This is a genomic window from Corynebacterium dentalis (assembly GCF_900232865.1).
Lineage (GTDB): Bacteria > Actinomycetota > Actinomycetes > Mycobacteriales > Mycobacteriaceae > Corynebacterium > Corynebacterium dentalis.
Map to the genome: position 1 here is coordinate 13,735 of NZ_OCTS01000007.1, position 18,472 is coordinate 32,206.

General features: G+C 60.3%; 17 protein-coding genes. 8 read left to right on the plus strand and 9 right to left on the minus strand.

Features of this window, described 5'->3' with window-relative positions:
• Positions 1–79: 79 nt before the first annotated feature.
• The gene (locus CS919_RS08580) at positions 80–2,362 is read right to left on the minus strand and encodes a helicase-associated domain-containing protein (RefSeq protein ID WP_200818369.1); all 2,283 of its coding nucleotides are present in this window, start codon (positions 2,360–2,362) and stop codon (positions 80–82) included.
• A gap of 201 nt (positions 2,363–2,563) precedes the next feature.
• Between CS919_RS08580 and CS919_RS08585 the strand changes: the two genes are divergently transcribed.
• Positions 2,564–2,752 carry a hypothetical protein gene (locus CS919_RS08585; protein ID WP_099299084.1) on the plus strand — a complete coding sequence of 63 codons (189 nt, stop codon included), beginning with the start codon at positions 2,564–2,566 and terminating at the stop codon, positions 2,750–2,752.
• A gap of 201 nt (positions 2,753–2,953) precedes the next feature.
• Here the strand turns inward: CS919_RS08585 and CS919_RS08590 are convergent, their stop codons facing one another.
• Positions 2,954–3,601, minus strand: a complete 648-nt coding sequence (locus tag CS919_RS08590; protein ID WP_099299085.1) for a resuscitation-promoting factor Rpf1 domain-containing protein — start codon at positions 3,599–3,601, stop codon at positions 2,954–2,956.
• Positions 3,602–4,098: 497 nt separating this feature from the next.
• Here CS919_RS08590 and CS919_RS08595 point away from each other — a divergent pair, with 497 nt between their 5' ends.
• Positions 4,099–4,482 (plus strand): cold-shock protein, encoded by a 384-nt coding sequence (locus tag CS919_RS08595; RefSeq protein ID WP_099299086.1) that lies wholly within the window; start codon positions 4,099–4,101, stop codon positions 4,480–4,482.
• 5 nt (positions 4,483–4,487) lie between these two features.
• Here CS919_RS08595 and CS919_RS08600 read toward each other — a convergent pair whose 3' ends face one another.
• Together CS919_RS08600 and CS919_RS08605 are read right to left on the minus strand one after the other, a co-directional pair.
• Positions 4,488–5,099 (minus strand): DUF2771 domain-containing protein, encoded by a 612-nt coding sequence (locus CS919_RS08600; protein ID WP_234990881.1) that lies wholly within the window; start codon positions 5,097–5,099, stop codon positions 4,488–4,490.
• Positions 5,100–5,124: 25 nt separating this feature from the next.
• Positions 5,125–5,958 carry a glutaminyl-peptide cyclotransferase gene (locus CS919_RS08605; RefSeq protein ID WP_099299088.1) on the minus strand — a complete coding sequence of 278 codons (834 nt, stop codon included), beginning with the start codon at positions 5,956–5,958 and terminating at the stop codon, positions 5,125–5,127.
• 39 nt (positions 5,959–5,997) lie between these two features.
• Between CS919_RS08605 and CS919_RS08610 the strand changes: the two genes are divergently transcribed.
• The 4 genes from CS919_RS08610 to thiD all read left to right on the plus strand — a co-directional run bounded on the left by CS919_RS08610 (position 5,998) and on the right by thiD (position 10,265).
• Positions 5,998–6,735: a DUF3027 domain-containing protein gene (locus CS919_RS08610; RefSeq protein WP_200818370.1), complete on the plus strand. Its 738-nt coding sequence runs from the start codon at positions 5,998–6,000 to the stop codon at positions 6,733–6,735.
• Between the two features lie 275 nt (positions 6,736–7,010).
• On the plus strand, positions 7,011–8,417 hold the full coding sequence (locus CS919_RS08615; RefSeq protein ID WP_234990893.1) for an NCS2 family permease: 1,407 nt from the start codon (positions 7,011–7,013) through the stop codon (positions 8,415–8,417).
• Positions 8,418–8,493: 76 nt separating this feature from the next.
• On the plus strand, positions 8,494–9,429 hold the full coding sequence (locus CS919_RS08620) for a TrmH family RNA methyltransferase (RefSeq protein WP_099299243.1): 936 nt from the start codon (positions 8,494–8,496) through the stop codon (positions 9,427–9,429).
• 2 nt (positions 9,430–9,431) lie between these two features.
• Entirely contained in the window at positions 9,432–10,265 is an 834-nt protein-coding gene (thiD, locus tag CS919_RS08625; RefSeq protein WP_099299091.1) for a bifunctional hydroxymethylpyrimidine kinase/phosphomethylpyrimidine kinase, read from the plus strand.
• Between the two features lie 46 nt (positions 10,266–10,311).
• On the opposite strand, the gene CS919_RS08630 is transcribed toward thiD, so the two are convergent.
• From CS919_RS08630 to serC, 3 genes are all read right to left on the minus strand, one after another.
• On the minus strand, positions 10,312–11,262 hold the full coding sequence (locus tag CS919_RS08630; RefSeq protein WP_099299092.1) for a DUF6928 family protein: 951 nt from the start codon (positions 11,260–11,262) through the stop codon (positions 10,312–10,314).
• Positions 11,263–11,274: 12 nt separating this feature from the next.
• Positions 11,275–12,483 (minus strand): septation protein SepH, encoded by a 1,209-nt coding sequence (sepH, locus tag CS919_RS08635; RefSeq protein WP_099299093.1) that lies wholly within the window; start codon positions 12,481–12,483, stop codon positions 11,275–11,277.
• Positions 12,484–12,600: 117 nt separating this feature from the next.
• Entirely contained in the window at positions 12,601–13,731 is a 1,131-nt protein-coding gene (serC, locus tag CS919_RS08640; protein WP_099299094.1) for a phosphoserine transaminase, read from the minus strand.
• Positions 13,732–14,181: 450 nt separating this feature from the next.
• On the opposite strand from serC, the gene CS919_RS08645 reads away from it, so the two are divergent.
• Both CS919_RS08645 and fkpA read left to right on the plus strand, forming a co-directional pair.
• Entirely contained in the window at positions 14,182–15,462 is a 1,281-nt protein-coding gene (locus CS919_RS08645) for a citrate synthase (RefSeq protein WP_099299095.1), read from the plus strand.
• 340 nt (positions 15,463–15,802) lie between these two features.
• Positions 15,803–16,165 (plus strand): FKBP-type peptidyl-prolyl cis-trans isomerase FkpA, encoded by a 363-nt coding sequence (gene fkpA / locus CS919_RS08650; RefSeq protein WP_099299096.1) that lies wholly within the window; start codon positions 15,803–15,805, stop codon positions 16,163–16,165.
• 105 nt (positions 16,166–16,270) lie between these two features.
• On the opposite strand, the gene CS919_RS08655 is transcribed toward fkpA, so the two are convergent.
• Together CS919_RS08655 and CS919_RS08660 are read right to left on the minus strand one after the other, a co-directional pair.
• Positions 16,271–17,560, minus strand: a complete 1,290-nt coding sequence (locus tag CS919_RS08655) for an ABC transporter permease (RefSeq protein ID WP_099299097.1) — start codon at positions 17,558–17,560, stop codon at positions 16,271–16,273.
• Entirely contained in the window at positions 17,557–18,438 is an 882-nt protein-coding gene (locus CS919_RS08660) for an ABC transporter ATP-binding protein (protein WP_099299098.1), read from the minus strand. Before CS919_RS08660 ends, CS919_RS08655 begins: the two co-directional genes overlap by 4 nt.
• Positions 18,439–18,472: the final 34 nt, after the last annotated feature.

Below are 18,472 nucleotides of genomic sequence, written 5' to 3' on the forward strand. Positions count from 1 at the left end.
TTCCTCTGTTTTTAGGTGTGTGTCTTCTTCTTTTCCGACGCCAGCGCGCCGAAATTTTCACGCAATCTACCAAGTTTACTCACACTGGCACTTCCACGGCGGCCACGCGATGTGGCTGCACAGTGAAGCTTTCTCCGGTGTCCTCCATGACCGCGGAGATCACAGAGGGGCTCATCATGATCACCGAGATCCATTCTTTAGCCCGGGCTCCTGCGTAATCCACGTAGTGAAGGCGCACCTTCGTTCCCGCGGAGTATGCCTGCCGCAGCTCGGTCATGATTTCGCGGGTGGCACGGACAGTGCGGGTATCAGAGTTGTGGGAGCCGGTGTCTGGGTCGTCGTTTTCTGCGGTAGACAGTGCACGACGAAAACCTTCTACCGCTTCCGCGAGTTCCCTCGCGAAGTCTGCGCGCGGGTCCACTGAAGGGTCGAGCTCGTGCCGGCGCGGGGTGGGGACTCGGTGAGGAGTGGAACCGCGACCGCTTCGCTCAGTGGCTCCAGAGATCTCCGGGGCTTGGCTGGAATCTGAAAGGGCGCGGGTGGCGTCGTCGATAAGATAACGCAAGGACTGCGGAACGGACTCGATCCCGCCGGGGGCCATGCGACCGAGGAAATCGGAGATGCTGGCGGGGGTTTCGCCGATCGAGAGGGCGCGGAGGAATGAGCTTTTGCTGACGCGCCACACGCTGGCCATGCCGGTGGATTCCGCGTCTGCGATGCGAGACAGAGCGCGGTGGTCTTCCGCGGTGAGCAACCCGGGCGCCATGATGGTGTGGTCGCCTTGGATGATCAGCATGTCTACGGGGTCGGGGAGAACGGACTCCAGTTGGGTGGCGAGTTGTGCGACCACGTGGCGAAACGGCATAGCCTCGCCCGAGGCAAGGGCGCGGTGCCACTGACTGATGACGGTGCCCAACGCACGGGTGGCCGATGTGGCGGTGACCTCTGGAGAGCCTGTGTGCTCCTGCTTCGGAGGGAGGGACGAGGTAGGTGCGGCGAGACCCAGGTGATGAGCCTCCTCTACAAGTTCCTTCCACGCGACGCGAGTGGCGTGCGTGGCCAAAGCCGGGCGGAGTGCCCAGAGATATGTCTCCGGGTTAGGGGCCGTGAAAACCGCAGGGAAGAAACGACGGAGCTCTGCGGCATACGTGGCATGCAGGTGCGGCTCGAAGGGGCGTTGCTCAGAATCTCGAGTGAGCCAGGACTGGTAGTTAGCGCCGGCCCAGCCCAACAGAAGCATGGCCCACTGGGTGGCAAGTGGGGCTTCTGCGAAATCCAAGGCGTGCTCGGTGAGAGCCCAGTAAGTACCGCCGTTGTCTTCTGCCGGGGTGGGCTCGGGAAACTCCCGGGCGAGGAAGTTGCACAGGTACAGGAGGGTGAGCTGGTGCGTCACGGTCTCCGGAGAGGTGTTGAGGCGACGGGCGATCTTGCCGATCTCGCGAGTACCAATGCCTCCACTGGTCAGGGGTTGAATGGGATGGGCGCTAAGGTCCGTGATGAGTGCAGTGAGCTCTTGGATCGTCTGTACCGCGGTGGAAGCGGCTGCGGCATCCGGACGAGCTGAGGCCTGGAAATCGGGGTGTGGGGCGAGCGCATCTTCTGCCGGAATCCAGGGGAAATCGCCTCCAGGTTCGGAAATGAATCCGCCCTTGAGATGCATGGCAACCCGCCCCGATAGGCGCGCGGTGGATTCGTCCAGCTGATCCAGTACTCCCAGGCGCACCATGGTGGGCAGTGGAGCGGCAGGATCCGCATAGGGCCGCAGAGAGGCGGAATTCCCGACACCTCCTGCGCGCGAAAGCGTTCCGAGCAAGCGACGTTGACGAGGGGGAAGACTATTGACTACCTCGGGGAGTTCCGCAGTGGGGATGGGGCAGCGATGGCAATCAGCCAAGCGCCACAGTTCCTCGGTGGCTGGCTCGAATAGGGGAGGAAGGTGTGCGGGGATGCGCAGTTCAGAGTCGCCCTGGGATTCAGAATTAAGACGCAGATGAGGGGAAAACACCAGGCCCCATCGCGCCAAGCTGGCAACCGCGGACTGTTGCTCTTCACGGCTGGGACGTTTGTCCGCAGGGGTGCCTGCGATGTCGAACAGTTCAGTGAGAGTGTCTTCGAGATCTGTGGAACTCACTGGATGAGAAGCTGCGCCAATTTCACAGGCCGCGTGCACGGTGGCGAGCTCCAAGGCGGTGAGCTGGTGGAGTGCAGGTTCGGGAATCGTCGTGCCGCGGAACTGCTCTGCCAGAGCCGACGAACCCTCCGCGTGAAGGCGCCACAGCAAAGCGGCGATCTCTTCATCGGAATGTTGGGAAAGCCACACCGGGTAGGTGAGGGCTGGTTCCGTACTTGCGGAGGTATTCATAACCGTTCTATTTTAGCGTTCTTCGTGGACAGATCTTGCAGCGTGCATTTCCTGCTATGGGATAAAACCCCAGCAGAGGGCGCGGGGCACAGGCGGGTTGGCTATGACGCGGGACCGATGGGGGCTGATGAGGGGTTACAGGGGGATCCAAAAGCCGGCAAAGTATGTGGTTTTGAGCCGTCTTATGCAAAGATGTAAAGCATGTCTAACGTTTCAAAAAAGGGCTACGTCGATGCAGGCTGGCCGACTGATATCCCTGAAGGTAAGCACGCCGTCACGGAGCTGGTGGCTGACACCGCGGGCGCCCTGAGCCCTTATGGTGACGTGGAATTTCCTGTGGATCCTTCCACTTTGAACTACGTGCACCCTTACACGGTGATCAACAAGTAGCTCTTCGGCTATCAATCCCACAGTGTGTGGTGATTCGCCGATTCGGCATATGTCCGAGTGAGGATTTTCATACGCCTTGCGCCGGACCCCGCCTTCATAAGCAAAAGATCCGCCGTTCCAGAAGGTGATTCTGGAACGGCGGATCTTTTATTGATCCAGCTGCATCTAGGCAACCAGGTGGTTGCCTAGATCAGACTGACATTAGCGAGGCAGAACAGCGTTGATCTGTTCGGAGTACTTGTCGGCCTGCTCAGCAGCCTGCTGAACCTGAGCGTCGACGCCCTTGTACTGAGCGTTCAGCTCGGCGCGGTGAGCCTTGTAGTAGTCGGTGACCTGCTGAGGAACTTCGTAGCCCTCTGCTTCAATGCGATCCACGATCTGGTTGTACACCGTGTCGATGGCCAGCTCGTCCTTCTGCTGTGCCAGCTGGCTCACTGCCTGCTGAGGTGCAGGAGCAGGAGTAGCGCCAACGTTGCGTGGGGTTGGAGCGGAGTTCAGACCCAGCTGCTGGGAGCAAGAAGGCCATGCGCCCCAGCCCTGTGCGGCGAGAACCTTCTCGGCAACAGCGATCTGCTGCTCGCGGGAAGCCTGGTTAGCGGTTGGTGCGTACTGCTGGCCGCCGAAGGCGTTCCAGGTGGACGCGGAGAACTGCAGGCCACCGTAGTAACCGTTGCCGGTGTTGATGGCCCAGTTGCCGCCGGACTCGCACTGTGCGAGGCGGTCCCAGTCGGAGTCTGGTGCAGCCTGTGCTGCTGGTGCGAGGATGGCGGAGGCTCCGGCCAATGCCACGCCTGCAACTGCGAGGCGGGAAGAAGTGGAGAAAGAGTTGCGCTTCTGGTGGCGTCCCATGGTCTGTGAGTATTCCTTCCGAGGATTTCTTCGCGATTGTCGCGAGATGTAGATCCTCGATCGTTGGTGTTTCTCTCTGATTTCTGAAACCGCCACCACTGGCTGTGGTGGGGTGTTGGTGTTCGTCCTCAATCTGACGGCCGAACGGCTTTGTCTTGGCTACGATAGCGGTTTATTACGATTGAGTCACGTTTATGCCAATTTGTGGCCATAGCGCCGTGGGGTACGCATATGAGGAAATCCCCGCTGGCCTGCCGTTTATCTAAAAGTAACCAAAACGTTATGCTTTTGTGATGTGAGTAAAATCACATTTTGCAGTCAGGGCAATGAGGCGGGTGGGACATTTGGGACTTGCGCCGTGCTTGGGTAATCTAACGATTCACTTATCGCCCGCATGGAAAGTTTTTGACCACAACTACAGCGGTACCCACCACGGAATGCCGCGCCAAGTAGCCCATGTAGACGTACAAAATACGACGGAAGTTGAAGGTGAACTGATGCCTACCGGCAAAGTGAAGTGGTACGACTCCACCCGAGGATTTGGATTTGTATCCAACCCAGGGGATGAGGACGTCTATGTGGGATCCCAAGTTCTGCCCGAGGGAGTTTCAGAACTGGTTCCTGGCCAGCGCCTGGAATACGATTTCGCCGCTGGACGTCGCGGTCCGCAGGCTCTGCGCGTCACCGTCTTGGATGAAGGTCCGCGCCGAGCCAAGCACAAGTACAAGCCAGCTGAGCTGCGCGGAATGGTTCAAGACACCATTACCGTGTTGGACTCTCGGGTGTTGCCTGTCCTGGAGGCCGGTCGCAGACCAGAGCCGAAGGAAGCACGACAGATCGCAGAGATCCTACGCACGATCGCTCGGGAACTAGATAGCTAGACGGCTCAAGGCTTCGGCGTGATGGACCAGACCGCATTGTATGGGGTCTGGTCCCCATTGCTATCTAGGCCAATGAGCATGGAGTGAATCTCCACCACAGCCACCTGCGGGGTGGTGTTGTCTTCAGCAGTTCGTTCAGATTCTAGCTTGACGGTTACTTCCTGCGCCTCGTCAGCAGCGAAGTACTTCTCCGTATTCGCACCCGGATCGTCGAAGATTTGCAGCATCGCCCAGTCATGGTCGTAGACGTCCTTGGGCAGCTTCAGCGTGAACTCCTTCGCGCCCTGCAAATCCAGTTCGAATGGCTGACCCTCTTGCTGCTGGCAGTCTGCGTCGTCGATCTCGCACGCGCTATACGGCGCGATCTCGGTTTCCTGCCCGTTGACCACAGCGGTGATCCGTTGCTCGGAAGGCAGCGTCTCCACGTGCCCGTCCTTCCACCGGTTGTAGCCGACCACTGCGGCAACCACCACAGCGACCATCGCAACCAAGGCCAGCACGGTCAGCAATTGCCGGCGCTGTGCCTTCCGTCGTTTCTGCTTCTTCGAGAGCTTCTTCGGCGCTGCCGCATCCGGGTTCGGCTTTTCGTTGTTGGTGCTCGCGGAGTCTTCAGTCACGCCCTTCATGCTAGGACACGGACGTTCAGAAGCGAACTTCGTACGCGGTGTCCCAATACTTGCCGGTCAGCAGATAGTGGTCCGTACCTGGGATTTTTGCAATGCCGTTGAGCACGTCCGCACCGGGGCGATCGGCGGCGGGAAAAGCGTCTACGGTGTCTATCATTTCGGTGACTTCGCCGGAAGATGGGTCAATCTTGTAGATCAGGTCTGTCTGCCACACATTGGCAAACACTGAACCGTCGTCAGCGCACTCCAGCTCATTGAGCTGCGAGGTGGCCTCGCCGCCGAGGGTGACATCGACAGTTCCCGTGGGCGCGAAAGTTTCTGGATCGCGGAACGTCAGGGTTCCGGAACCGTTGGACATGACGAGTTGCTCGTCGGTGGAGCATATGCCCCACCCTTCGCCCTCGTAGTTCACCGTGCCCTTTTCCTCGAGGGTTTCTAGGTCTCGACGAAAAGCCGTGCCCTTTTTCCACGTCAATTGCCAGACATCATCGCCATGAATTGTGATGCCTTCGCCGAAGTACTCGCTATCCAGCTTCTGGGAATCACTCTGCTGATTATCCAGTGTGGTGCGATAGATCCGCGACTCTCCGTACATTCCCGTACCCACCACCAGCGTTCCGTCCGGGGCCATTTCCACGCCTTGCGTAAACGAGCTGGCATCCCACGGGTGTTCGGCCACGATCTCCGGAGTAGAAACCGGTACGGCAGGCTCCGACGCGCCAGAGGAGGGTTGATCGCTGGAACCCCCGGGCGAGGCGTCTCCGCAGCCGCTTGCACCCACGGTGACCACCGATGCGAGGGCAAGAGTCGCGATTGTTCGAGCAAGGCCAGAGGACGTCACAGACAACATGTGACCAATAGTGCCTTATCGATAGGCATAATAGGGTGCGTGAGTAGACAGCAATCCAGAAAAACTAAGGCAGACCCCATCCTCTTTAGCCAGCAAGCGGTGGACATTGCCTTGGAAGCGCTGGGGGAAATTGCTGACGACCCAGCAAGCCTGGGGGAGCACATCGGCGCGTCAAAGGTGGGCGAGCTGGTAATTCATCGCTTCCTCAGCCAAGCACCCGGATATAAGGGATGGGAGTGGATCGCAGCGCTGGCCAGCGTGCCAGGTTCCGGAGCCATCACCGTCAACGAAGTGGGCCTGCAGGCGGGAAAGAAAGCCACTCGGGCACCGGAGTGGATTCCCTACGAGGATCGCGTACGTCCGGGGGATCTGGGCCCTGGCGATACTTTGCCGCCGCGCGTGGATGACGAGCGCCTGACGTCGTGGAAAGACCTGGGCAACAACGATGGGTTCCCACGCAACCCATCGGCTCCACAAACTTTGTCGCAACGGGGTTTGAATGAAGCCCTACAACGTTGGCGCACGGGGGCTTTTGGCCCTAACAGCGAATTTGCGGAGCTGGCACCGATGATGTGTCGCACCTGCGCGTTCTACCTGCCGTTCGGCAACGAGGAATCGAACTTCGGCGTGTGCAGCAATGAATTTTCCGCCGACGGACGAGTAGTGCACGCCACCTACGGTTGCGGTGGGCACGCAGAGACAAAGGACGATACGGAGATCGCGAGCACGCGAGCCTACGGCGCATTCGACGACGAAGGCATCCAGCGGTTCAGCTAGAACTTAGTGTCCTGTTCGGCGAGGCTAACCCCCGTCGGGGTGGCACACGGTTGTAAAAACTCATTGTTTAATGGGAATCTCTATCTGTTCCATCTGTGACGTTTCGCCGTTCCCATACAAAGTAAGGTCTTAACACCTTGGCTGAGCCAGATTCTACGACCACGCCCGCCTCCGCGACTGAGCCCACTCCAACGACTAAGCCCACTCCAACGACTAAGCCCGACTCATCGTCCGCCAGTCCCACTAAGTTCGGCGCTTTCGACCGTTATTTCCACATCTCCGAGCGCGGCTCCACCTTCGCCACGGAAATCCGCGCTGGCGTGGTTACCTTCTTCGCGATGGCATACATCGTAGTGCTCAACCCTCTGATCCTGGGCACCGGCGCGGATGTCAATGGTGACGTGCTGGGTGGCTCTCGCGTAGCGGCGGCCACTGCCTTCGCCGCGGGTGTGATGACCATTTTGTTCGGCGTGATCGCCAAGTACCCATTCGGTATTGCCACGGGCTTGGGCATCAACACGCTGGTGGCTGTGACCTTCGTAGCCACCGAGGGGCTGACCTGGCCGGAGGCCATGGGCTTGGTGGTGATCAATGGCCTGGTCATCGTGGCTTTGGCGCTGACCGGCTTCCGCGAGGCCGTATTTAACTCCATTCCTTCGTCACTGAAGGCCGCCATCGGCGTGGGCATTGGTTTGTTCATCGCGATGATTGGCCTGGTGGACGCAGGCTTTGTCCGTCGAATCCCGGATGCAGCACAAACCACCGTGCCGGTCGGCCTGGGCATCAACGGCTCGTTGGCTTCTTGGCCGACGTTCGTATTCGTGATCGGCCTGATCATTTGCGGCACGATGGTTGTCCGAAACGTCCGCGGCGGCCTGTTCATCGGCATCGTGTTGACAACTATCATCGCCATGATCGTGGAAGCGATTACCGGCGCGGGCCCTTCCTTTAAGGACGGCGAGCCCAACCCCGCCGGATGGAATCTCGCTGTTCCATCTATCCCGGACAGCCTGGGTGGAATGCCGGACTTGTCCTTGCTGGGTGCGGTGGATCTGCTGGGCGCGTTCAGTCGCGTCGGCGTGCTGGCCGCGACCTTGCTGCTGTTCACCCTGGTTCTGGCGAACTTTTTCGATGCGATGGGCACCATGACGGCGCTGGGCAAGCAGGCGAAGTTGATGGATGAGCAGGATCGCCTCCCCGGCTTGAAGAAGGCGCTGGTCGTGGAAGGCATAGGTGCTGTAGTGGGTGGTGCGTCCTCCGCGTCCTCGAACACTGTGTACGTGGATTCTGCTGCAGGCATCGCCGATGGCGCTCGCACCGGCTTGGCCAACGTGGTCACCGGCGTGCTGTTCCTGCTGGCCATGTTCCTCACGCCTCTCTATGAGGTGGTGCCTATTGAGGCCGCCGCTCCTGTGCTGGTCATCGTGGGTGCAATGATGATGGCGCAGATCACCGAGATCGACTTCTCCTCCTTCCACGTGGCCCTGCCCGCGTTTTTGACCATCGTGATCATGCCGTTTACCTACTCCATCGCCAACGGCATTGGCGTGGGCTTTGTGGCCTACGTGCTGATGGGCTTGGTGGCGGGCAACGGCAAGAAGATCCACCCGCTGCTGTACGTGGTGGCCGCGCTGTTCGTGATCTACTTCGCCGTCGATCCGGTGATGGACGCGCTGCAGTAACCTGCTATTCATGACCGACGAACCATCCAGCACTGCTTCGGTTGCCACCCAGTTATCTGCTGGTGTGGCACAGCCGATGTCCATCGATGACCCCGCCGATCCGCGCCTCGATGATGTCCGTCACCTCAACTCCTCCGATTCACGCCCTGACCTGCCCGGCGGCAAGGGCTTCGTGATCGCGGAGGGCACGCTGGTTGTGCCCCGCCTGCTGACCTCGCGTTACCCGGTGCGGTGCGTGGTCGGTTTTCCGGAAAAGTTGCGGATTCTTCTCGATGCCACCTCGCCCGATTCCGCGCATTTCCATCCTGATCTGGCAGAAAACCTTTCCGGGGTTCCCTTGTACGCCGTCAGCCGGGAGACTCTTCGCGAGGTCGCCGGCTTCGATATGCACCGCGGGCTCGTGGCTGCGGCGGATCGGGTAGAAGAATCTAGCGTCACTGAAGTCTTGGATCAAATTGATGCCGACCACGACAATAGCTCTGCTGATCCCCACGTGATCTGTGTGCTCGAAGGCGTGGGGGATCACGAGAATATCGGATCCATCTTCCGCAATGCCGCAGGCCTAGGCGTGCGTGCGGTGCTGTTTGGCGCTGGCACTGCGGACCCGCTGTATCGGCGCAGTGTGCGGGTCAGCATGGGGCATGTGCTCGGCGTTCCCTTTGCGCGCTTTCCCGGGACGCCCACCACCTGGCAGCGAGACCTCACTGAGCTGCAAGAGCGGGGATACACCGTGGTGGCTCTCACTCCGAACACGGACAATGACTTGGCGAGTATCGTGCGTGGCGTCGGGAAAGAAGACGGTACACACACCCATCGCAACAAGGTGGCCATCATGGTGGGGGCGGAAGGACCCGGCCTCACCGAACATGCCATGCGGGCGGCGGACGTGCGCGCCAAAATCCCGATGCAGCCGGGCACGGACTCGCTGAACGTAGCTACGGCGGCGGCCATCGGATTCTATGCGGCCAGCGAGGCCCTACGTACCTCAAATAACAGCAACGAAGGACACTGATCATGGACACAATTCCCCGCGTACTATCGATCGCCGGCACCGACCCTACGGGTGGAGCGGGCGTACAGGCGGACCTGAAATCCATCGGTGCCGCTGGTGGTTACGGCATGGCGGTAGTGACGGCGCTGGTGGCGCAGAATACTCAGGGCGTGCGAGAAATCCACACCCCGCCGCAGTCCTTCCTGGACGCTCAGCTGCAGTCTGTGTTCGATGACGTGCAGGTGGATGCGATCAAGATCGGTATGCTCGGCGACGTGGAAACCACAGAGACCGTGGCCAACTGGTTGCTGCGCGTGGGCGTGCCCGTGGTGGTGCTGGACCCAGTAATGGTCGCGACCAGCGGAGATAGGATGCTCTCCGAGGAGGCAGAGCAGGCCGTGCGGGAGCTCACGCGTTTGGCCACCGTGGTAACCCCCAACTTGCCCGAGCTGGCGATGTTGGTGGGAGAGCCCGTGGCCACCACCGTGCGCCAAGCTGTGGAGCAGGCGCAGCGCTTTGCGAAAGAGATGAACGTAAGCGTGCTGGCCAAGGGCGGGCACTTGAGCTCCAGCCAAGCGGACAATGCGCTGGTTACCCCGGCGGGCGAGGTCTTCAACGTGGCCGTGGAGCGCGTGGAGACAAAGAATACGCACGGCACGGGCTGCTCGCTGTCCTCGGCGCTGGCGACGCGCCTGGCTGCGGGAGATTCTCCGCAGCGCGCCGTGGAATGGGCTAGCGAATGGCTACGTGAGGCCATCGAATACGCCGATGACCTGCACGTGGGCCAGGGCAACGGTCCAGTGGATCACTTCCACCGGCTGCGTCGCCTGGCGCGCAGCAACGGCGGTGACATCTAGCCCGTACAGATCCCGCGCGCAGATCTCGTGCAGGGATCCGCGCCAGCTACTTGTCGCGCTTTGCGCGAGGAGGAGTGGGGCGGTCCACATTCCGCGCCCGCTTGCGCACTTCGTCGCCGATCTTGCCCGCCAGCGAGCCGAGTTTCTTCGTCCCCGTGCTGACTGCCCGGCCCGTGGACTTCACGATGTCCTTGGCCAGCTGCTTGTTGCTGGTCTCCGCGCCGGGAGCAGTGGTGCGGGCTTCGGAGTAATCGTCGTAGCCCTGCTCGTCGGAGAACACGGACACCTTGTCCACTGCGGGCCGCACGTGGCGATCCGTAGTCTCTGACTTCGCCTCGGGGCGGCCGTCGATGGCAAAGGCACTCACCGGCACGGCCAACTGGGAATCAGACAGTGCAAAGCCGAGCCACTCTGCTTCCGCAGCGTGAGCCAGTTCCGCGGGAATGAACGGCAACTGAATGCCCGTCGCCGGAGTGTTGCCGGCCCAGTAGGAGCTTTCGAAGGCGTAGGGCAGGCCTTGATCTTCAAAGACGATCTCGCGCGTAGCGGAGAATGCCCTCTTGAGGGTGCCGCCGGACCAGTGTGCGAAGGCGCCGTATTCAGCGGTGATGGGGTTGTCTACCTCGTCCACAGTCGTGGGAGAGCCCGCGCCGTCCGCCTGCCCCGCATCAGCTGATACCGCTACTGCATAGACATCCGCGGCGCTGACCAGGGAGCGGAAACGCTCGGGGATCTCGGAGATCTTCGGCATGTCCGTGAACACCGACTGCACCACGGACAGCTCCGGGTAGCCACCGATGTAGAACTCGTCAGTGCCGGGAGGGGCGCTGCGGGACATGTCGAAATCGCCGATATGTGTCAGAGGCCACGAGGGGTTGTACTGCGCCAAGTACTTGCGCGCGAAGCCCCGATCCGGCTGCGGTTCAGCCTCCAGCACCGTGCGTGGCTGGGCTGCGGAAATAAACCAGAGTGTCACCAGGGTTTTTTGAGCCTGCATGACAGTGTCCGCCTACTTCTTCTTCCGTGGGTTGGTGCGCACACCCAGCAGCACGTCTTCCCAGTGCGGGGTGACGGCCTTGCGCTTGCGCTTGGTCTTGCGATCGTCCTGCTCATCGGAAGGGTGCAACAGGAAGTCTTCGCCTTCGCGATCCTCGCCGCTGTTATCCCGTTGGCCGCCGCGGCCGCCCTGGGGGTTGCGCGGGTTGCCGTTATCGTCGTACTCGTCGTATTCGGAGAAGTCGTCCTCGTCCGGATCAGAGCCCAGAAGCGGAGTCACTGCAGAGATGCGACGCACCGGCTGGCCATAGCGCGGATCGATGAGATCGCTGGCCACGGAGTTCAGTGGGTGAGCCAGAGATGGAGCAGAGGTGGATTCTTCGAACAGGAACTCCGCCTCGTGGGCAGCCACCTGACCTGCAGCTTCCTTCTCCCACCGCACTGCAATGACCCACCGGCGGGACGGGTCCTGGTAGGCCACCCACTCGGTATCGCTGACAGTGGATCCGCGCGCAGCCAACGCCGTGGCCAGCACCTCCCACAGGGTTTGCTTCGACGGACCTTCGCCCGTCACAGGGTGCGAGGCTCGCGCCAGCTCTGCGATGCGCGCCCGCTCCTGCAGGATTGGCCACGCGTAGGGCTCGATGCGCGCCTCGTCCGTATCAGCCTCCTGCGCCAGCTCAGCGATGGACGCACCGTGTCGCACGCGGTCCTGGATGGTGCGCGGGCTCATGTTGATGCGGATGCGGTGCCGTCTTTTCTTATCGACGTCATGCTGGGCCACCACACCACTATTGGACCAGTCGGCCCGCTTGTTCTCTGGCTCTGCGTCACCGGTTACAGGGCTGGATTTAGCGTCAGATTCAGTCGTGGCATCGTCGGAACTGGAATCGCTCGTGTCTTCTGCATCGGAAGCGCTTGCCACAAGCTGGGACACGGTGGCCTCTGGCTCGTCAGCAGCAGCCGCAGAATCCTCCGTATCTTCCTGCTCTGAGGCTGGTTGCACAGCAGAAACAGACGTAAGGTGCCCACCCGTGTCGGCCGAGCTGACAGAAGGCAGAGTAGGTACGTCCTCAGAGCTGGATGGCTCGGGGTTGGCGTCGGAAAGAAGAGAACATAACTCCTCGGTCACCGGCAGGAAGAAATCCTCGCCGGATTCCACCCCGCGAAGGACCAAAGAGGCGGAATCGCTCTCGGCAAGGATCAGCTTGAGCTCCTGCAACGGGGGCCTCCTAGGGAAAGTTTTCAGTGGTGGGTATTTGCTACAGCCTAGTAAACGCACAACGCGCGGCGTGGGAACAAGCGTCCCGCACCGCGCGTCGTAAGTCTCAAGAAAAACTTAAGCCTTGGCGTGGCTGTTGTCGATGATGAAGTCGATGGCGCCGGTCAGCTTGCGCACGTCCTCAGGATCGATCGCTGGGAACATGCCGATGCGCAGCTGGTTGCGGCCCAGCTTGCGGTAAGGCTCTGTGTCCAGGATGCCGTTGGCGCGCAGGATCTTGGCGATCTTGGCTGCATCGATGTCATCGGTGAAGTCGATGGTGCCGACCACCAGGGAGCGAGAATCTGCATCTTCCACAAACGGGGAAGCCTCTGGGCGAGTCTCTGCCCACTGGTACAGGATCTGGGAAGACTCGTTGGTGCGCTTGACCATGCCGTCCAAGCCACCGTTGTCATTCATCCACTTGACCTGATTGTCCAGCATCAGCAGCGTGGCGACAGCCGGGGTGTTGTAGGTCTGGTTCTTCAGGGAGTTATCCACGGCGGTCTTGAGATCCAAGAATGCAGGGATGTAGCGATCAGTAGCGGCGATCTCCTCGACGCGCTCCAGCGCAGCGGGGGAGAAGGCAGCCAGCCACAGGCCACCGTCAGATGCGTAGCACTTCTGCGGGGAGAAGTAGTAGACGTCTGCTTCCTTGATATCGACAGGCAGGCCGCCGGAGCCGGAGGTGGCATCGATGAGAACCAGGGCGTCCGTGTCGGGTCGCTTGACAGGCACCATTGCGCCGGTGGAGGTCTCGTTGTGAGCCCAAGCGACGACGTCAGCGTCCGTGCCATCCAGCTGGGAAGGATCCGGAGCGGTGCCCGGCTCCGCTGCGACAACTTGTGGTTCGTCCAGCCAAGGAGCCTTCTTGGACACGGTGGCGAACTTGCCGGAGAACTCGCCGTACGTCAGGTGAGCAGACTTATTGCGGATCAAGCCGAAAGAAGCGGCATCCCAGAAAGCGGTGGCGCCACCGAGGGACAAGATGATCTCGTAGCCCTCAGGAAGCTGGAAGAGATCAGCGAGGCCGGAGCGGATAGAGCCCACAACATCCTTAACGCCAGGCTGGCGGTGGGAGGTGCCCATGATGTCCGCGTGCTCTTGGATGGCCTGCAGCTGCTCGGGGCGCACCTTGGATGGTCCGCAGCCGAAGCGTCCGTCAGAAGGAATCAGTTCGGATGGGATGGTGGGAAATTCGTTGCTCAATGCTCTCGATACTTTCTGTGGGGAGGAACAGAACTCAACTAACAGGATAGACAATGCGCGTCCGTGCACCAGCGGTCGGTGGAAAATACTTCAAAAAATATAAGGAAACATTGGTGGCCGGGGGTAGCGCCTGCCCTTCAGTTCCCGCCAACTCTATGTCGCTCAGCTCACAAGTTCGCTAACATGTGGGGCATCCCACGAATCGTCCGCGCGGAAAACTGCGTGGAGCTGGCGAACTCGTAGCAATACATATGAGCAAACCGGCACAACCGATTCGCCAACCTTGCGCGCAGCGCATCACCGAGAAGTGAAATCAGCGGCCGTGTCTGCGTCGGAAAAGAAACAACAACGACGCACGGCAGCGAGGTTAGGGAAAACAGGGCTAAGCACTAAGCGCTACACTGGAACGCGCTTAAAGACTTAGCAAGCGAGCATCAGAAAGGGATGTCAATGGCTACCGAAAATCCAGACAAGGCCGTCCTCCACTACCCCGGTGGCGAGTACGAAATGGACATCGTCCGTGCAACCGAAGGAAACGACGGTGTCGCACTGGGCAAGATGCTGGCTGAAACCGGCCTGACCACGCTGGACCCCGGCTACGTCAACACGGGTTCCACCAAGTCCGAGATCACCTACATCGACGGCGGCGAAGGCATCCTGCGCTACCGCGGATACGACATCGCGGACCTGGCCAACAAGGCCACCTTCAACGAGGTCTCCTACCTGCTGATCAACGGCGAACTGCCAAGCTCCGAAGAGCTGGAAGACTTCAACACCAACATCCGCAAGCACACCCTGCTGGATGAGGACTTCAAGTCCCAGTTCCGCGTATTCCCACGCGACGCTCACCCAATGAGCGTGCTGGCATCCTCCCTGAACATCCTGTCCACCTACTACCAGGACAGCCTGGACCCACTGGACAAGGACAACCAGAAGCTCAACACCTACCGCCTCATGGCAAAGGTGCCAATGCTTGCCGCATACGCATACCGCGCATCCAAGGGTAAGCCATACATGTACCCAGACAACGGTCTGAATGCGCGCGAGAACTTCCTGCGCAACATGTTCGGCTACCCAACCGAGGAATTCGAGCAGGACCCAGTCCTGACCCGCGCCCTGGACAAGTTGCTCATCCTGCACGCAGACCACGAGCAGAACTGCTCCACCTCCACCGTGCGCATGGTCGGATCTTCCCAGGCCAACATGTTCGTCTCCATCGCCGCAGGCATCAACGCCCTGTCCGGCCCACTGCACGGTGGCGCCAACCAGGCCGTTCTGGAGATGCTGGAGGAAATCCACAACAACGGTGGCGATGCAACCGACTTCATGAACCGCGTGAAGAACAAGGAGCCAGGCGTCAAGCTCATGGGCTTCGGACACCGCGTGTACAAGAACTACGACCCACGCGCTGCCATCGTCAAGGAATCCGCACACGAGATCCTCGAGCACCTCGGTGGCGACCACCTGCTGGACCTGGCCATGAAGCTGGAAGAGATCGCGCTGGCTGATGACTACTTCATCGACCGCAAGCTCTACCCGAACGTGGACTTCTACACCGGCCTGATTTACCGCGCCATGGGCTTCCCAACCGACTTCTTCACCGTCCTGTTCGCCATGGGCCGTCTGCCAGGCTGGATCGCTCACTACCTGGAGCAGGTCAACGATCCAACCGCGAAGATCAACCGTCCTCGCCAGATCTACACCGGATACCCAGAGCGCAAGCTGCCTTAATTCTTCGGTGGCTTGAGCCTGACTGGTTCGGCTGACCTGGCTGATTCGGGTGATTGAACTGGCCTGATGGGCTACTTCGATACCGTGAAATTCGGCTGAAAACGTAAGTCCCGCTGCTCCCTTCTGCATTAAGTTGCAAGGGGAGAGCGGGACTTTTTGTTACCCTTGATGGGATTCGTGTTCACAACTTCAGAACTGCCAGTCGAAGCCGACTGGCGATTTCTGGTGGCTGAAGTTGCAATGACGGGTGCCCAGCCTGCTTGATCGAGAATGCATCGAGCAGGGCAAACACGCAGGGTACCGGACGCGTAGAACGTCTTATGACAAAAGGAGTAATCCCATGAGCAAGCCACAGATCGAGCCACAGTCCGGACCCGCCCCAACGGATCTTGTGATCGAAGACATCACCGTGGGCGAAGGTCCAGAGGCTCTAGCCGGTGGCATGGTGGAAGTGCACTACGTGGGCGTGGACTATGAAACCGGCGAGGAATTCGACTCCTCCTGGGACCGCGGTCAGTCCATCAAGTTCCCGCTCAACGGCCTGATCCAGGGCTGGCAGGACGGCATCCCCGGCATGAAGGTTGACGGACGCCGTCAGCTGACCATCCCTCCAGAGATGGCATACGGCCCCGCGGGCATGGGTCACCCGCTGTCTGGTCGTACGTTGGTCTTCATCATCGACCTTCTCGACGCCGAGGGCTAGGCCTTCCAATTATTTTGCCGCTATCTGGTTCCCATGTGAACCAGATAGCGGCATTTTTCTTTCTGCGGTGCGCATCTTCCTTCGATGCGCCCTGTTTTCTTGACGCTAAGCGCCCTTGATTGCCTTCACCCACGTCAGCTTGGAGCCGTTGTGCAGGATCGCATTGCGGTAGATCCTCGAGACGAACAGCATCACCAGCAGAGTCGCCACCAAGGCGACAGCGAAGGAGGCCAGCACCATCGGCAGGGTCATGTTGCCGCCAGCCATCTGCACCGGCGCCACCGTGAGGCTAAAAGGTGGAACCCATGCGAGCACCTGCATCACCGTGGAATCCAGCATGGACCAGCCGAACAGCGGCGCGTAGACCATTCCGAACACGAGAAACATGATCGGTGCCTGTGTGGATTGCAGGTCTTCGGTGCGCGAGACCATGGATCCTGCAGCGGCGTACAGGCTGCCGAAGAACAACAGGCCAATGATGAAGGAGAGCAACATCAGCGGCAGAACTGCCATGTCCAAGTGGAAGTCCTTGAGCAGACCCGTCGCCGAAATGGCGATTGCGCCCGAGCCCAGGATCAGCAGGCTGGAGACCACACCGAGTATGACGTTGGCGATCAGCTTGCCACCCAAGAAATCCAGCGGGCGCACTGTGGCCAGAATGATCTCGACCACGCGGGAGGACTTCTCTTCGGTTACGCGCGAGCCGATGTTTCCGGCGAACAGCATGATGAAGAAGCTCATCAAGCCCACGGCAATCAGTACTGTTACCACCGCGCCGATGTTGGCCTCGCTGGAATCGTCCTGACTGATGTCCACTGTGTTGTAGGTGCTCGGTGGCATAGCATCCGCGAATTCTTGAGGGTTCACGTTCAGGGATTCCAGCGCGGTGTTCTGCGCATTCGCGCTCAGTGCGGCTCCCACCACGGCGACGATGGAGGGATCGGCGGTGCCGTCGCTGATTAGCTCGTACTTCACATCGGAGCCTTCACCGGTGGCGACAAGGGCGGCGTCGGCCCCATCACGAACAGCCTGCTCGGCCGCATCCCCGGTATCAGCGTCCTCAATCGCGATGCCATCCGTACCACCGAAACCCATGCCGGCGATGGGCCCTGCACCTTCGGTGGCGCCCTCGTTACCTTCCTGCATGAAGGATTCGTTGACGGAGTAGAGAGTCTGGGTGTCCATGCCGGAGACCACGAGGGTGGGCTGGTCTTCGTCTTGATCCATGAAGAAGCTAGCGGCGATGACGGCGCCCACGGTCACCAGCAAGGTCAACAGCACGGAAATGATGATGCCCTTGGAGCGCAGGAGCACCGATAGCTCGCGCGCCGCGACGGTCTTGATGGTGTTATTGCTGGAGTACTTGGACTGTGGGGTGTGCGTGCTGGTGCTCATGCCTGGACTACCTCTCGAAAAAGTTCGGTGAGATCGGGAACATTGCGGCCGAAACCGTGGACGGGACCTGCATTCAGCGCGGAGTGCAGGAGCTCTTGGTCGCGTTCGGAAGAATCGACTTCTAGCAGCACGGAGTGCTCGGTCTCTCCAGCGAGGCGAGCCCATTCCGGGTACCAATTGCGCGCCGGGGTGGCGACCTCGAAGCGCACCGGTCCGCGTGTGCGCAGCTCGTTGACGGTTCCTTCAGCTTTCATTGCGCCATGCGCCACGATGCCCACTCGGTCGCATAGTCGCTGCACCAGGTCTAGCTGGTGGGAGCTAAATACCACGGGCACGCCGGCTCGGGCGCGTTCCTGCAGCATCTCGCTCATCACGTTGACGGCCACGGGGTCGAGTCCGGAGAACGGCTCGTCCAGAATCAGCAGTTCTGGATCGTGGATTAGTGAGGCTGCCAGCTGCACGCGCTGCTGGTTGCCGAGAGAAAGCTCATCGAGTTTGTCGTCCATCCTTTCCGCAAGTCCTAGGCGTTCCAGTAGGCCTTCGGCGTTTTTCTGTGCGCGGGACTTGTCCATGCCGTGGAGCCTGCCGAAGAATGCCAGCTGGTCAGCGAGCTTTTCCTTAGCGTAGAGTCCGCGTTCTTCGGGCATGTAGCCGATGAGGCGACGAAGGTCGTCATTCATCGGGGTGTCGCCGATGCGCACCGCGCCGGAATCGCTGGAGAGCACGCCCAGCGCGATGCGCATGGTCGTCGACTTACCGGCGCCGTTGGATCCGACGAATCCGTAGATTTCGCCGGGTTGCACGCTAAATGTCATGTCCTTGAGCACGTGCTTGTCGCCGTAACTCTTGTTCAGATGGTCAATGTGGAGGGCTTCCATGGTGGGGAATCCTTTGCGGGTGGAGGTGTGTTTC